We start from the raw sequence: 15,943 nt of genomic DNA on the forward strand, positions 1-15,943 counted from the left end.
GAACATTAATAGTGATTGGTTGATTTATAAAGTTTGCAAGTGATAAATCATTTACGTTTGTGATATTACTAGTTGTTTGATTATATGATAGTGTTAATGATGATGTGAGTGATGAATATGCTAGAGTCTAGTGTTAGATTGATTGCAGTGTCATTATGTCTAGTTATACTAGTTGTATCAATACCTAAAATATTTACTGCAAAGTCAGTTGGAGAAGTGGTATTGGTAAGAGTGATTCCTTTATCAAAGTTGACAGTAATGATGTCACCTTGCTGGTTTGTATAAGCACTAACAAAAATTGGAGGTGGTAGAACATTATTAGTGATTGGTTGATTCACAAAGTTTTCTAGTGTTATGTCTGTACTTTGAGTAGAGTTTATTCCACCACTAGTTTTAGTATATGAGATAGTGATGATTTCATTTGCCAAGAGATTTCCGCTTAAATTCAGAGTAATTGAAGAGGAGTTTGATGTTATACTATCTATTGTAGCAGATGTACCAGTAAGAGTAAAGTCAGTAGTAGGAATAACCGAATAGGTAATGTTTTCATTAAAAGTAATTATAATGTTATCACCTTGTGTGTTGGTAATAGCAAAAGATATCACCACACGTCTATCTTCAGGTGCAGATATAGTAAAGAAAGTAGAGGGAGAGTTTTGATTTGCATACTCTGTTGCAATCCAGTCTGCAGAGCGAGCAGTAGAGGATAGTCGGAATTCATCTAGTTGTCCAACATATTGTTCTCCATTGTTTTGATTACTACCAATACGATTAGCAGTACAATCTACAGAATTGGGGTTGTCTGCAGATCCGTTTTTAACTTGCTGACCATCTTTGTAGATAAAAGTATTAGGTGTTAAAGTAGGATCAAATGTTATTGTGATATGACCCCATTGATTTGTGGATAAAATATTATCAGCTGAATTAACAGACATACCAAAAAAATTCGTACCATTGTGTACTACAAAATGAATACCACTAGCGGTATAATCATTTGCAAGTACAATATTGTTATTTGGTGATCCACTTCCAAAGTCCACTATACGTCCATATGAAGTAAAGTTGTCATAGTTTGCCCAGACAGAGATAGTAAATGAAGTACCAGAGAAGAGATTTGCAGGTATGGAAGGTAAAGCAAGGTAATCACTTGTAGTGTTAAAGTTTAGACCACTGCTTATTTGTCCAGTGATTACAGAAGATATGTCTTGTGGTGTTGCATGACAATCATTCCCTGATGAGTCTAGAGTAGAGTTTGCACCAAAAGTGGATTGATCCATGTGATAAATTATTTCATAGTCTGAATCCCAAACATCAGGATATGGAATAGATGACGCTGTTGAGACATTATAATACATGTAGAGTATGGTATCACTGGTATTGCTCAAAGTAGGTAGACGAACCCAAGCTACTAGGGTACCGGTAGTAGCATTATTAGTAAATGATTCAATTTCATGCTCTAAGAGGGTATTGCCATCAGTAGTAGTGAATCTTATATCTTGTCCAGCAGATTGAACAGTTGTAGAATTGAAATTTGTATCATTTATTGATATTAAAACTGTGAAATTTTCATGATTTCCAATTACTTGAGATGAATCTATAGTGATCTGTAGTCTTGTGTCCCAAGAGGCACCTAGTATTTGTTGAACAACTACAGTTCTATTCACTTGGATGGCATTATTGCCTGCTGAATCAGCAGAGTTGTATGTGATGGTGTAATTGCCTACAGTATTTGTGTCTACAGTGTCATCACGAATAACGATAGGAGAGCCATCATCAGTAGTGGCGTTTTGCTCAGAGTAGGATGAGCCAAGTTTTACATAAATAGTAGCATCACCATTCAGTGTGATTACTGGGGGAATAGTATCTAAAATGTTGTTAATTACAGATTGATTCACAAGGTTTTCTAGTGTTATGTCTGTATTTTGAGTAGAGTTTATTCCACCACTAGTTTTAGTATATGAGATAGTGATGGTTTCATTTGTCAAGAGATTTCCGCTTAAATTCAGAGTAATTGAAGAGGAATCAGATATAATTCCAGATATTGTAGCAGATGTTCCATTAAGAGCAAAGTCAGTAGTAGGAATAACCGAATAGGTAATGTTTTCATTAAAAGTAATTATAATTTTATCACCTTGTGTGTTGGTAATAGCAGAAGTTATCACCACACGTCTATCTTCAGGTGCAGATATAGTAAAGAATGTAGAAGGAGAGTTTTGATTTGCATACTCTGTTGCAATCCAGTCTGCAGAGCGAGCAGTAGAGGATAGTCGGAATTCATCGAATTTGCCATCAAAGTAGGAATCACTTGCCCAATTGGACCTTCCGATATAGTTTGATGCTCTATTCTCATTAAGAGATGTATGTACAGAACCACTAGTAATTGAGGTGCCATTTTTGTAGATAGTTGCTATACCTGATGATTCATGTACAACTGTAAAGTATGCCCATTGACCTGTCTGCAAAACATCACTAGCTGTGATACCATCAGAGCTGGTACCCTGTCGCATATCATATCTCAAATCCGTGCTAGATGGAGGGGTAGCAATTAGAATATTGTTATTATCCTGACCATTGCCAAAATCAACGATTCTAGCCCAACTTTTAAGGACATCAATATTTGCCCATGCCGAGATGGTAAAGTCTGTATTGTGAAATAGACTACCTTCCAAGTCTGGAAGATCAAGATAATCTCCGTTGTTGTTGTCTACTCCATCAAAGTTTAGTCCATTACCAATTTGTGCAGATACTAAATCATCAGGTAAAAAGATACCACTACCTGCAGTCCGTGGTGTTGCATGGCAATCATTCCCTGATGAGTCTAGTGTAGATTGTGCACCAAAAGTGGATTGATCCATGTGATAAATTATTTCATAGTCTGAATCCCAAACATTATCATGTATAATAGTTGCCGCTATTGAGACATTATAATACATGTAGAGTATAGTATCACTGGTATTGCTCAAAGTAGGTAGACGAACCCAAGCTACTAGGGTACCGGTAGTAGCATTATTAGTGAATGACTCAATTTCATGCTGTAATATAGTAAATCCATCACTGCTAGTGAAAATAATATCGACTCCGTTAGGTAGAACAGCTGAATTGTTCAAAGCAGAATCAGAGATACTTACTAGAAGGGTAAAGTTTTGAAGAGTTGTAGTTATTTGGTTACTGTTAATAGTAATTTTCTGTCTAGTATCCCACAAGGAAGGTAAATCAAAAAATTGAACATTATTAGTGATTGGTTGATTTGTAAAGTTTGCAAGTGATAAATCATTCACGTTTGTAATACTACTAGTTGTTTGATTATATGATAGTGTTAATCGTAATACAGGTGGAATGTTAGAGTCTAGTGCTAGATTGATTGCAGTGTCATTATGTCTAGTTATACTAGTAGCAATACCTGAAATACTTACTGCAAAGTCAGTTGGAGAAGTGGTATTGGTAAGAGTGACTACTTTATCAAAGTTGACAATTATGTTGTCACCTCGCTGGTTTGTATAGGCGTTAACAAAGTTTGGAGGTGTTGGAACATTATTAGTGATTGGTTGATTTGTAAAGTTTGCAAGTGATAAATCATTCACGTTTGTAATATTACTAGTTGTTTGACTATATGATAGTGTTAATGGTAATGCAAGCGGAATGTTAGAGTCTAGTGTTAGATTGATGGCAGTGTCATTATGTCTAGTTATACTAGTTGTAGCAATACCTGAAATATTTACTGCAAAGTCAGTTGGAGAAGTGGTATTGGTAAGAGTGATTACTTTATCAAAGTTGACAGTAATGTTGTCACCTCGCTGGTTTGTATAGGCGTTAACAAAGTTTGGAGGTGATGGAACATTATTAGTGATTGGTTGATTTGTAAAGTTTGCAAGTGATAGACCAGTGCTTACACTAGTAATATTTGTGCCTGTATCGTTGTATGATAAAAGTGGAGAGTCGTCAAAAGATAGGGTAGAGTTTAGTGAAAGAATTATAGAAGTTGCATTATTACTAGTTATACTATTCACAGAAGTGGATGAATTAATTATAGCAAAGTCGCTAAGGAATGTAGTACTACCTACTGTAATATTATCAGAAAATACAACAGTGATATTTCTACCAGTTGTGTCAGTATATGCGCTACTAAAAATAAGAGGGGGACCTAGGACATAGTTTCGTACAATAACATCAGAAGTGGGCGTAAGCTCTATATCAGAAAAAGTAAATATAACTAGATTGCCAACCCTATTGTAAATCATTCTAAACTCAGCGGCGTTGGAAGATATGGGTGGAGATACAACTAGGTAGATACCGGATGGTCCATCATTACCGAAAGCAGTTATGTTTAGAAGAATATTAGTAAAAGTAAAAGATGACTTCACAAGAGGCAAAGTAGCTGAATCGGTAAATTGGGGTGCATGATTACCATATTGGGAATTAGGATCATGATCAGGATCTTGAGCCCAAAGTATCCTAGTACCATCAGTATTAGTACTTAGAATTTGTCCAAAAGCAGAATCTAGTGGAAAGAGCAAAGTGGCAGAGAGAACGATAATAGCAGTTAAAGAGAGAGTCATCACATATGAATTATAGACATTATGCAATATTTAGCAAAATAAAAAAATAACTTATAAAGTTATGCTATCCTATGAATCGGTGTGAATTATATGTTACATTATTTTTGTTAAATTAACTATTATTAGACACCAATGCTTATATAAATAAATTTATCTTTTTGATAATGGTTAAGACATCAGTTTTAAAATGTCTTCAGTCTTTTATTGAAGTAGATAATCCAAGATTGTGATTATCATCAGATTATGCTCATGTAATTCTTGCAGGTAAGAAGATAAAAAATATAGGTTCACAATCTGCTAAAAAAAGACGTGAATTTTTTGAAATTAGAAATGTTAAACCTACTGCATTTTTTTCATCTTATGATAAACGAGGGTATCTCATACCAATAAAAAATGCTGGTCATACTACTGTGATTTTTTCACATAGACTTCAATACCCAATTTTTCAATTACCACTTGCTCTTAAAATATTATCAATTGAATGTGAATATTTACGTAAATATTTATCATCTAATAATAATGCACGATTTGAGACACTATTCCATTAAAAATACCCACTAATTCTACTGTTGAAAAAATAATTTCTAAAATAAAATTAGGACTCCATACAACACAAGCAACAAGATATGAAAAAGTTTATACTCGTTTAGATAAAAAAAATTATCATCCAATAAATTGTAAATGATTAGGAGTTCGTTTTACCCCTGTAAGTTCATACTATCTTAGTAAAAAAGCAAACAAAATGTTATCTGAATGTTTAAAGGAGGTGACAATATGAGAATATAATCATCAAAAATGACCAATGAAAGATGTGGTCATACATGGGCTAACCATAAAATCACAACTAAACTTAATGCTACAAGTATAGATGGTAAATGTAAAAAATGTAGATGTAAAGGAATATCCCTTGCTTAATCATCATATTGGTTCAAACTAGCATTTTGAGATAGTATTTTCCATTTATTCTTACCATCAATAACAATACCTGCTGATTCACTAGGAGTTGACCCGTTTAATGCTAGATGTTTTCTAGTAAAATTGTAGTAAATATAATATCCATCTATAATAGAACTAACTTGTTTTTTAAGACCTCTAAATGCTTGTTCTCTATCTCTAAATGAACCATTAAATCGTTCCATTTTATTATTTTGTTTATCCCCTTTCAAGTGAATGTGTCTAGTATGTAAAGTATCTTTACCAAATATTTTCTTACTTGATTTCATGTATGCTAGTAGTCTATCTGTAATGAAATGTTTAGGGTTTTTATTACCTGCAACTTGTTTAGTCATTTCTAATAGATGATCTGCATTATGTTGAAATTTAGTATCTGCTATATCCTTAGCGATAAAGAACCTAGTATCATCACAGATACTAGCAAATAGATAATTTTGTTTTCCTTTGATATTTAGCCATACTTCATCTGCCCTAAACCANAGTAGATAATCAGGCGTTATATTTGTCAAATATTCAGATATGGATTTAGAGTATTTGCATATCCATTTGTAAATTGATACATGAGATACACCAGTTCCCAACATCTCAAAGTGATCAGATATTTTTCTAACACTCATGCCTGAAAAATACATCTGTAAAGCACTTGTAATTATAACACCATCATATCGCATAGATTCAAAGCCATAGTTTGTAGTGAATATTTTATTACATTCTAAACATTTGAATCGTTGGTTATTTCCACTTTTTGTTTTTTTAAATCCATATTTAGTGATATTATCTGAATCACAAAATTTACAGATTTTAAAATCATCTCTGCTCATTATTTTGAATTTCTTTGAAAAACTGTTTTTCATTATTCTAGTCTTGATAACATGAATATGTTTACAATCAGAATGTCTAAACTTATTATCGTAGCATGAGCATTTTAAATCATTACCAGTTGAATTAACATTGTACCATTTGTTGTAATCTTTTTGTGATCTCACTCTAAATTTACCTAATTCGTACATTTCAGCATGATGATTTGGTTTTATCATTTCCATTGCTTGTTGTTGTCTTTGATTTATACAATTATAATATATCCGTAGATATAAATAATCTATTAACCAATATATGATATGCCAAAATGGAAAAAAGATGCAACTGAATTTATTGTTAGCGTAAATTATAATGATGTTAGAGGCTTCCAAACATCAATACCTAAACCCATAGCTAAAATTCTCAAAGAACCTAAAAGTATTAAATTCAAAGTTAAGGGTAAAAAAATAGAAGTGTCTACTGTATGATAAAATGACTAGATTTTGTGTAATGATTAATTTTTATGAATACCAACCCATAAGATACAGAACCAATAATAACAAAATAAAAATACTCCAAAATTCTTTGTACAATTATGAATTCATTACGAAGGCAAGATGCATTTCCAAAGATAGACGAAACAGTTGAAGTCGGGATAGGTTCGTTACGATTGCCTCCTGGTGTACAGCCCCCATGGCGTAAAATTAAACAATTTCAAATTGATGATCCCACTAAACAATTTGTAAATAAAGCAGATAAATTACTAGAAATTACAAGTTCAAATATAATTCCTTCAAAACACCCACTAGATAATAAAGAGAGAACGTTAGCGTCACTTTCAGCAGAAAATAAAAAACTACAGCAAGAAAACATAGAACTTAAAAAATTACTAGATAGTAAGGCTAGAAAAAACTAGTCAAAATATTTTACCAATGATATCTTGCAGAATAGGTTCTGCAGACAATATCACAAGTACAATAATCATTGTGAAAGATAAATTCATAGTATGTTTTACCGTATGATAGCAAATTTTACTGATAGATATGCTAGCAAGAGTAACAGATAGTATAATCATTAAATTAAATAATTTATTCAAGTCGTCAGTTATTCTAGATAAATCAAGATTAAATCCAAATGTCATGAATGTGCCAGGATCAAAAATTTCAGGTTTAGCAATTTCAAGTAGAATTAATTTTACAAATAAAAGCATCCCAAGTCCTATGTAAATAAAAATTAAATGTCCTCGTATTGCAGATTCATTGTGCTTACGTGTTTGATGAAAGCGTTCAGCAAAAAGCTCCATACGGCGCAAAGTGCCACTATGACCACCTTCATAACGTTGTATGTTACCTAAAATGAATAACAGAAATATCGAAAGCCACGGTCGTGTTTGTAGTCTTTGAGCAATTTCACTAATCTCCTTACCACGCATGATACAAGAATGAATTAATCGTATCAATTGTTGTGCGGTGTTATTTGTAAAATTACTAGTATTCATTTGCCTGATAGATTCAGAGATTGTTATGCCAACTATTTGATTTTTCGAAATCAAATGTACCATATTTACAATACAATCATCCATGTCTCGTAATAATCGAAATTGTCTATGTACCACGATTGCGTTTAAAGATGAACAGACAAGTATGCCTGAACCAAGTGAAAACCAAATGGATACATCAAGTAAAATAAATACAAAAAATAATAATGCTCCGAGTAGAAAAGAAACATTAGAAAACGAAACATTATCATCTATTTTTTGCTGACTACCATCTATGAGTAAAAGAAAAAATACTGCAATAATTGGAAATAGTAAGATAACAAATATGATTATATTTTGTACGTGTGATGCACCAATAAATCCAAATGTCATTATAAATATAGGCATTACAAGAAAAACTATCATGATTACTTCTGCATACAATCGTGCAACATCAACATATCTCTTCATTTTTGATTCTAAATTACCATATAGTCTATCAGTCAGACCATTAAGGAACATAGTAGTATCAGTACCATTCGTTACAACATGAACATAGTCGAATAAAAAATTACTATACACTTTATTCGGATGATTTTGTGCCACATGAATAAAAGTTTCAACATAACTATGTTTCCAAGTTATGGCATATCGTTTTATCATAGCAACTTCATTATTAATAATTTTGAATAGATTAGATTTGTGTGAATGTAAATTTAACATGGCATTATACAGAGGAATACCGACACCTTCCATTATTGCACAGTATGTAAGAAAGAATGGCAATTCATACTCGATTAGTGTTTTTCTCTCCAAAGTTTTTAGATATAATTGAGTTTTATTCCACAACAAAAACACCACAGGAATTAATAAAATTCCAATAAACCAATTATTATTAATTAAAAGTATAAGAACAATACTGCTAGGAACACAAATTATCAGACTAATAATCATCAAAGTTACATTTGTTATGCTTTTCTGACGAGGGTTACCAACGGTACCAGAGGAAATTATGCCACGATGAATATCTTGTTCCAATATTGATTCAGTACGTTTCAGTAGACTAGTTGAGCGTATAGGCTCTAAAATTCGAATCAATTCAGCAAATACATTTTGTAATTCAGATAGAGGTTGAAATTTAAAATCATGTGATTGAAGATTAGATAAATTAAACACATGTTTGTGGAAGTTAAATTTTGAATAAAATATAATAAAGCACATACCTGCAATACCAATTAAAATTGAGTCTATGATTTTTGTGAATATTCCAAACCACATCAATCCTAATAATATCAGAATTGGTATGATCCGAGCATTCATCGATGTGTATTGTCAATTTGTCTTTAAATGCAAAAATGAGATATGTATAATAATGAAGAGTATAATTAATCATAAAAAGAATGCATTAGAGAAACCAATTCTTGCCATACTATTCATCATAATTGCACTTGGAGCATCAGGACTTGCAGGAGCATGGTTCACAGGACTTGTTGGAAATATAACCACATTGATAAAAGCAGATGTAAATGATATATCGATATCCAGAATTGACGATACACTTTACCTGTCAGGCGTATTGAAAAATATAGGAACTGTTACAATCAGCTCGTATAATTTTACAGTGTATCATGATGGCACGACAATTAGTATATCTCAAGGAAGCAAGGTTCTTTTGCCAGGACAACAATCAGGTTTTGATGCAGCAATGAATGCCACACAATTTGGCACTAGTATACCAGATATTGGGCAGAAGGTAAGAATAAAAATCAACATAGACACACTGGACAATGGAAATGAGCAGATAGAGAGAATTGTTCGTGTAAGATAATGGGATCCACGTCTGTTAATTTTTTTAGAAAACGACGATGGAGTTTTAATGAACCAACTCAAATCATACCCATTCTAGGTCTCACCACATCTAGACAGTATTTTTTTATAATTACTTTTTGTCTTGCACTGCCAGCAATTTTCTTACATATGATGAACGTTCCATTGGCAATTCTTTCCATATCTATTGGTGCATTTTTAGGAATTCAAAAGCAGAAAATTATGTCATTTGAGGAGAGGTGTTATCATTTGGTTATGTTTAAAATTAGAAAGTCCTCATTGAATTTGAAAAAAACAAAAAATAAAAAAAATAAAGCAAAGATAACAATAACAAAATCCACAGATACAAATCAAGGCGTAAGGAAACATATCGTACGTTGCCCAATCAAAGATATTGGTGAAGAATTAGTTTCATTTTCAGCCACGTTGAGAAAAAATGGATTTACACTTGAAGATACAAAAGTAGAAATTTACATTGATGGAATAATTGTAGGATCAAACATATCAGATAAAAATGGTGAAATCGCAGTTTATTTTTTACCAATTGATTATGGTATTAGATATTTAAAAATCATAGCAGAAAATATCACAAAACCAATCATAGAGGGAACCATACAAATCTATAAAGAATAAGTTCTACACAGAATATACCAGTATTTATCACAAAGATAATTATAATAGATAAATCAAATTGAAAAATTGAATAAAAAGATCAACATTTCAAGAATTAAAGGAATGAAAATAAAGAAATACTTTACAGGGGATGTAATTTTACGTGATATCACTGCTAAAATTGGTACACCAAATCAGGTAATGTATTTTGTGACATTTAAAACAGCATCAAAACTATCAAGGACCAAACTGCATAAACATACAGGTGATCAAATACTTTTGGGAATGGATGGGCAAGGTAGCGTAGAGTATTTTAAAAAAACCAACAATGACAAACAATTCAAGATCAAACGAATAAGCAAAGTCATTTTGAAAAAGGGTGATATTATACGCATACCTGCAAATACATTGCACACTCATGGTTCCACCACTAATAAAACTGATTTTTCACATATTGCTATAAATCTACACAACAAAGGCAGAAACGTCAAGACCACATGGTATGAAACGGATAATCTCAAAATTACAAAGATTGTAAAATAATATAATGTATTATAAATAATTAATGGCGCCGGGAGAGAGATTTGAACTCTCGTTCCCTTGCGAGAACGCGCTTTATGGTAATTATTTCCAGGCGCGCGCCCTACCAGGCTAGGCGACCCCGGCACGATCTTACGATCAAAAAGATTATTGATTCTGATTATATTAGGTTATGTTGATAATTACAGAGCGCTCTAATGCTATGTCATTAGCAGTTGCACTAGATGTAACTCGATATGTACCACTAGTTATAAAATTACCATCAGTACGAATTTGATCCCACACAAATGTAAATTCTTCTCGAGGCTCCAGAGTGTATGTAGTATCATTTTTTGGGGATTCGTATTGTATAATTCCAACAAGACCACTTACCTTGATACTGTATGAATTTACAAATTTTAATGGCACAGTGCCAGTATTGATTAGTAATAGTGTTATTGGTTCCTCACGTGTATAATCGGTTTTATCAGAGACCAGTGTTAAAGACGAACCTTCCACATATACAGGCTCGCCAGTGTTGTACAAATCAAGTAAAAGACCAAATCCCGTCATAGTACCGGCACCTAAAATAATAAAAATTATCAAACTTTGGGGGAAGAAGATAAATCACTCCTTGGTGTTTTACTAGACCATCTTTTTGGATAGACGTCCACATCCATAATTATTCTCTTTGTAATGAATGCCTGTCCCTTTACCATATTTTTAATTTCTTCAGGATTCAATTGTGCTTCGGCAATGGCCACAATCTCATTTTTTTGAGTATATACTGCAACAAAATCACCCTTTTTGAGATCTTTAGATACTTGAAGTACTCCGGGAATTGCAAGTTGTGCTCCATGGCATAACGCTCCAACAGCAGAATCACGAATAATAACAGATTTCATTTCGCTAAATACTTGTTCTATGGGACGAATTATTTGCCTCAATTTTGTGTCATTTTGATTATCTTTCCATTCATTATATGCATCTGTCAATTCATACAAAGTAACAAGATGATCGGATTCAGAGAATTGATGGACACGGCTTCGTCTCAATTCAATCATGGTAGAGCCATTACCTAACACCTCTCCAAGATCATAGTATAATTTACGAATGTATGTACCAGACTCACATAATACTCTTAATAATAATAGACGTTCTTTTTGCTCCAACAGTTCCAATTCATGTATGGTACGCACACGAGTTTGTCGTAGTACAGAGGAGCGTTGTGGTGGTTTTTGATAAATTGGTCCACGAAAATTTGAGAGAGCATCATCCAATTTCTTACCATCAAGAAATGAATGTATTCGACCAAGAGCATAGTATTCCTTTGGACCCAAAAGCAATACACCAAGTGCCTTTGTAGCATTACCAAGACCCAAGGGCAATACACCAGATACTGCAGGATCTAATGTTCCACTATGACCAATTTTTGGTAAATTTAAAATGCGCTTTGTCCATGCAACAGTCTCATGACTTGTAGGACCCGGTGGTTTATCTAATAAGATTAAACCGTAATTGAATAATTGTTCAACACTTCGTTTATCTATATAACTTCCAAACGAATCATCTGTCAGATCTTCATCAATAACGGTAAGATTCTTTAAATGAGAAAGTATCAAAGCATATCCCTTACCTGATTTATAATATTAGTCAAAACCTGTTTTGCGTCAAGATTATCAGTATTCAAAATTATATCAAAGATGGTTTCATCCATACCAAAATCAAAATTGTATAATTTTTTATACAAGATTTTATTTTGGTCATATCGGGTTTTTGTAATTTCCATGGCATTTTCAGCAGAAATATTATCACGCACCTGCATACGTTTGGCACTGTTTGGGTGTGAGCCCTCCAACCAAATTTTTACACCCCCATTTACAAGCCATGGAAGTGTATAGCTAGTAAGAACAGCATTATTTTTATCAAATATTTTTTTTAATTGTTCATCAACATGTATGTCAAAATCAGAATTCAAGGTACGCTGTTTTAAAAACTCCATACCAGGTTTAGTATCCCACCAATCATTACCGGTTGGATCAAATCCTTTCTCTTTGGCTAAATTTTTGAGTATATCACCACCGCTCACATAATTTAAAGCAAATTCTTGTGCCAAACCTAGTGCAACTGTTGTTTTGCCCACGGCGGGAGGTCCAGATACAATGATAGATTTTGTCAATTAAAATCCATAGAGGTTTTTGTTAATTTTAGGATCATGCCGCTAAATGCGATTGAGCATAAAAAGTACCATGCCCAAAAGTAGACTTCGTTCTCTTGGGCACAAATAGTACCATCAACATTTTCTAGTGTACATGTAAGTTGGAAAAAGTCACCAGGTATTACATTAAGTGGTATTGGAGAGAGTGCAACAGTGTAAGAAAATAATGGTGGCAATACAAAATAAAATATCAAGATAAGTGGAATAAAAGTTATCATCATTGGACGCATATTCATCTGCATCATCTCCATGTTGAGTTTGCTCATATAGGATGATTTTTTATTCAACTCTGCTTGTTTTGCAGTATTTTTAGATCGGAATGCAGCCATTCTTTCTTTTTGCCATGCTTTAGTTTCACGCATGATTCTCTTTAGTTTATCTTGATCAATCATTTTTTTCCTAATGCCAGAATTAAATAAATTTAACAGTAGAGCAAATCCAAGTATTCCAAGCAGTGATGGAATAGTACCCTTTATTATAGGATCAGCACTTCCAAGTGGACCTTCGCTCACACCAAATAGATCACCTTGTAATATTACGTCCATAAATAATGGTAAAATATCCATCAATGTGTTATCGCCTCAATGATTTCATTTACGGTGGCAATCAAATTACCTTCAGAGTTTAAAACCGTATGTATTGGAGATCCTGCCAATACAGAACAACTAGATATCATAGCATCTTGCATGGCAAGTTCGCGTTTTATAAAATTTAGGGACACAACATCACGATTTCGGGTATTATCCTTCATTCTTCGGTTATAGATCTCCTCAGGTTTTGCAGATACAGATACAAAATGATGTGGCATTATTATGTGCAATATGGATTCAGGTAGACCAGGATAAAACCCCACAGGTGTTTTAACGAAAGCATGTGTGTCTATAATCACAAAATCATTAGTCATATCTGCTAATTTTTGAGCAACCATATTTTGTAACTCACGTTGTTTTAAAATATCAAGTTTTCGTAATTCATCTCTATTAGTTATCCCGATTGATTTTGCAGTATCTAACATCATAGTACCAAAACTACACACGGATGTATCATAATCTTTAGAAAGTGCAATACGAATTTCTTCGACCAAAGTGGTTTTTCCCACACCTGGAATTCCAACAATGACAATTTTCTTACTTTCTGCCAAGTAGAGCACCTAAACGAGGCATAACCACTTCAACTTGTTCACGTACAAGCTGGTTGTAGTAATTTATCAAAATATCCACCATTAGTAAAATTCCAATACCAGTACCAAATACACCCAAGATATCAGATACGCCGGCAAGAACTCCAAGAATGACAGAGCCAATAATAGTCACAGACGGAATGTAACGATTCAGTAGTGTCTCAATTGGTTGATTCGATTGTCTGAATCCAGGTACTTGTACATCAGCATCAAGTAGATTTTTAGCAGCACTCTTTGGAGATAATCCCCCAAGCTCTACCCAGAGTTTACCAAACACCACTACAACACAAGTAATGAATATGACATACAAGACTCCACGTAGTGGGTCTAGTGCCACCAAGTCAAGACCACGCGGTGGTGTTACATAGTAAATTAATCCGCCTATAGGCGTAGAAGGACTAGTAGGATCAAATTGACCAATAATATTCATAAAGACATTAGTATTACTTGGGTTAAAGTTGGCCCAAAATATTTGTCCTATAAAAACAGCGTTTGCCGTGAGTGCAGATGCAAGGATGACAGGAATGTTGGAGACATACATGAGTTTGATAGGAAATGTGGCAGAAAATCCTCTATACTTTGTAGACACAATTGGAATTTCAATTTTAATACCTTGAGTGTATATTAAAATGAGTAAAATGCCACCTGTAAGACACAGTCCAAATATGCTAGGCAGTTGATTTGATCTGAATAGTACATCTAAAAATTGCCCACCTCCGCCTGTGATCCATTGACCCAAATATGGAATTATTCCAATAGTACCGCCATCACCGGCAGGTAGAGGACTGAACATACTCCACAGAATCTGTTGGGCTACGCCGGCCATAATAAATAGACTAATTCCACTGCCAATGCCCCAACCTTTTTGAAGTAATTCATCAAGGAACATAATTATGACAGCAGACGCCATCAATTGCGCAACCAAGATGTATAGAATCGTAGGATCTGCAATACCAGGTCCATATACGGCAATACCATACACTATAGATTCTACGACAATCACAATGTATGTCACAAGTTTAGTAGCAGTTTGAAATATGCCCCTCTCTTCAGGCTTTTTGAAATCAAATTTTAGAATATCTGAACCTCGAAGTAGTTGCATGAGTAGTCCTGCAGTGACTATAGGTCCAATACCCAATTCTACAAGAGTGCCTTGTTGTGAGGCAAAAATTACTCTAGCAAATGCTAGAAAGTCAAAATCAGGTGTTGTCGCTCCAAACAGAGGAGTCTGACCCATCACCATATAGATGAGTAGTGCTAAACCACACCACATTAGACGTACTTGGAGTGATAATTTTTTTTTTGGTTTTGGAACTTGTGGCAGATATGGTTCAGCCTTTGCTACAACTTTACGGATAACTGAGGTAAGAGTACCTTCAGCCATCTTTGGTTAAAACCTCGCCGCCTGCACCTTTAACTTTTTCAGAGGCAGATTTTGTAAAGCGTTTAATCTTGACCGTATACGCATTGTTTGTACTGCCACCACCAAGTAGTTTTTCAAATCCAAGACTTTGGAGATTTATCACTTTTTTACCATCTTGTTCTACACCATATTTTACATATAGATCATCTAATTCACGTACACTGATCCATTTTTTTACATTATTAGAGTGAGGGGGTTTGGTAGTACTATGTCCAAAGTGATTTGGATCTTCTTTGAGCATGGTACTAAAATGGTGTTTGAGTAGACCAGACATTCCAAGTCCACCTTTGTGACCACTAGCACGGTGTTGAGCGACTTGACCCCACCCGTGAGTTCTAGAACCGCGGAATTTTCGGGTCTTACGTAGACGTGTTACCAA

At 33.8% G+C, this 15,943-nt stretch carries 15 protein-coding genes and 1 tRNA gene; 5 read left to right on the forward strand and 11 right to left on the reverse strand.

The features are described 5' to 3' along the window. Positions 1 to 80: 80 nt before the first annotated feature. Positions 81 to 4,583 (reverse strand): DUF2341 domain-containing protein, encoded by a 4,503-nt coding sequence (locus R1F52_00075; GenBank protein ID WOV93077.1) that lies wholly within the window; start codon positions 4,581 to 4,583, stop codon positions 81 to 83. Positions 4,584 to 5,467: 884 nt separating this feature from the next. After that, positions 5,468 to 6,547 carry a DDE-type integrase/transposase/recombinase gene (locus R1F52_00080; GenBank protein ID WOV93078.1) on the reverse strand — a complete coding sequence of 360 codons (1,080 nt, stop codon included), beginning with the start codon at positions 6,545 to 6,547 and terminating at the stop codon, positions 5,468 to 5,470. Positions 6,548 to 6,628: 81 nt separating this feature from the next. Between R1F52_00080 and R1F52_00085 the strand changes: the two genes are divergently transcribed. Then, positions 6,629 to 6,796 (forward strand): hypothetical protein, encoded by a 168-nt coding sequence (locus R1F52_00085; GenBank protein WOV93079.1) that lies wholly within the window; start codon positions 6,629 to 6,631, stop codon positions 6,794 to 6,796. Between the two features lie 107 nt (positions 6,797 to 6,903). Then, a complete protein-coding gene (locus R1F52_00090; protein WOV93080.1) occupies positions 6,904 to 7,224 on the forward strand; it encodes a hypothetical protein in 321 nt (106 codons plus the stop codon). On the opposite strand, the gene R1F52_00095 is transcribed toward R1F52_00090, so the two are convergent. Next, positions 7,225 to 9,105 carry a hypothetical protein gene (locus tag R1F52_00095; GenBank protein ID WOV93081.1) on the reverse strand — a complete coding sequence of 627 codons (1,881 nt, stop codon included), beginning with the start codon at positions 9,103 to 9,105 and terminating at the stop codon, positions 7,225 to 7,227. Positions 9,106 to 9,157: 52 nt separating this feature from the next. Here R1F52_00095 and R1F52_00100 point away from each other — a divergent pair, with 52 nt between their 5' ends. The 3 genes from R1F52_00100 (at position 9,158) to R1F52_00110 (ending at position 10,767) form a co-directional block, all read left to right on the forward strand. Next, entirely contained in the window at positions 9,158 to 9,613 is a 456-nt protein-coding gene (locus tag R1F52_00100) for a hypothetical protein (protein ID WOV93082.1), read from the forward strand. Further along, complete coding sequence (locus tag R1F52_00105) at positions 9,613 to 10,245, forward strand: hypothetical protein (protein WOV93083.1); 633 nt, start codon at positions 9,613 to 9,615, stop codon at positions 10,243 to 10,245. The genes R1F52_00100 and R1F52_00105 overlap by 1 nt, the downstream gene beginning before the upstream one ends. Before the next feature lie 66 nt (positions 10,246 to 10,311). Then, positions 10,312 to 10,767, forward strand: a complete 456-nt coding sequence (locus tag R1F52_00110; protein ID WOV93084.1) for a cupin — start codon at positions 10,312 to 10,314, stop codon at positions 10,765 to 10,767. 23 nt (positions 10,768 to 10,790) lie between these two features. Here R1F52_00110 and R1F52_00115 read toward each other — a convergent pair. The 8 genes from R1F52_00115 to R1F52_00150 form a co-directional block, all read right to left on the reverse strand. Beyond that, positions 10,791 to 10,890, reverse strand: a tRNA-Ser gene (locus tag R1F52_00115). 39 nt (positions 10,891 to 10,929) lie between these two features. Further along, positions 10,930 to 11,316, reverse strand: coding sequence for a hypothetical protein (locus R1F52_00120; GenBank protein WOV93085.1), 387 nt, complete (start codon positions 11,314 to 11,316; stop codon positions 10,930 to 10,932). A gap of 29 nt (positions 11,317 to 11,345) precedes the next feature. Continuing rightward, the gene (locus R1F52_00125; GenBank protein WOV93086.1) at positions 11,346 to 12,365 is read right to left on the reverse strand and encodes an RNA-guided pseudouridylation complex pseudouridine synthase subunit Cbf5; all 1,020 of its coding nucleotides are present in this window, start codon (positions 12,363 to 12,365) and stop codon (positions 11,346 to 11,348) included. Then, positions 12,362 to 12,922 carry a cytidylate kinase family protein gene (locus tag R1F52_00130; protein ID WOV93087.1) on the reverse strand — a complete coding sequence of 187 codons (561 nt, stop codon included), beginning with the start codon at positions 12,920 to 12,922 and terminating at the stop codon, positions 12,362 to 12,364. The genes R1F52_00125 and R1F52_00130 overlap by 4 nt, the downstream gene beginning before the upstream one ends. Then, positions 12,919 to 13,527: an EMC3/TMCO1 family protein gene (locus R1F52_00135; GenBank protein WOV93901.1), complete on the reverse strand. Its 609-nt coding sequence runs from the start codon at positions 13,525 to 13,527 to the stop codon at positions 12,919 to 12,921. Before R1F52_00135 ends, R1F52_00130 begins: the two co-directional genes overlap by 4 nt. After that, positions 13,527 to 14,111, reverse strand: a complete 585-nt coding sequence (locus R1F52_00140; GenBank protein ID WOV93088.1) for an adenylate kinase — start codon at positions 14,109 to 14,111, stop codon at positions 13,527 to 13,529. The genes R1F52_00135 and R1F52_00140 overlap by 1 nt, the downstream gene beginning before the upstream one ends. Next, positions 14,089 to 15,525, reverse strand: coding sequence for a preprotein translocase subunit SecY (gene secY / locus R1F52_00145; GenBank protein ID WOV93089.1), 1,437 nt, complete (start codon positions 15,523 to 15,525; stop codon positions 14,089 to 14,091). Before secY ends, R1F52_00140 begins: the two co-directional genes overlap by 23 nt. Then, positions 15,518 to 15,943, reverse strand: coding sequence for an uL15 family ribosomal protein (locus tag R1F52_00150; GenBank protein ID WOV93090.1), 426 nt, complete (start codon positions 15,941 to 15,943; stop codon positions 15,518 to 15,520). The genes secY and R1F52_00150 overlap by 8 nt, the downstream gene beginning before the upstream one ends.

The sequence above is a fragment of the Nitrosopumilaceae archaeon AB1(1) genome, from assembly GCA_033471095.1.
Taxonomy (GTDB): Archaea; Thermoproteota; Nitrososphaeria; order Nitrososphaerales; family Nitrosopumilaceae; genus Nitrosoabyssus; species Nitrosoabyssus spongiisocia.

Excerpts from the sequence above, each read along its gene's own strand:
- secY (WOV93089.1), bottom strand. The coding sequence starts at position 15,525 with ATGGCTGAAGGTACTCTTACCTCAGTTATCCGTAAAGTTGTAGCAAAG.
- R1F52_00100 (WOV93082.1), top strand. The coding sequence starts at position 9,158 with ATGAAGAGTATAATTAATCATAAAAAGAATGCATTAGAGAAACCAATT.
- R1F52_00095 (WOV93081.1), bottom strand. The coding sequence starts at position 9,105 with ATGAATGCTCGGATCATACCAATTCTGATATTATTAGGATTGATGTGG.
- R1F52_00135 (WOV93901.1), bottom strand. The coding sequence starts at position 13,527 with ATGGATATTTTACCATTATTTATGGACGTAATATTACAAGGTGATCTA.
- R1F52_00090 (WOV93080.1), top strand. The coding sequence starts at position 6,904 with ATGAATTCATTACGAAGGCAAGATGCATTTCCAAAGATAGACGAAACA.
- R1F52_00120 (WOV93085.1), bottom strand. The coding sequence starts at position 11,316 with ATGACGGGATTTGGTCTTTTACTTGATTTGTACAACACTGGCGAGCCT.
- R1F52_00085 (WOV93079.1), top strand. The coding sequence starts at position 6,629 with ATGCCAAAATGGAAAAAAGATGCAACTGAATTTATTGTTAGCGTAAAT.
- R1F52_00105 (WOV93083.1), top strand. The coding sequence starts at position 9,613 with ATGGGATCCACGTCTGTTAATTTTTTTAGAAAACGACGATGGAGTTTT.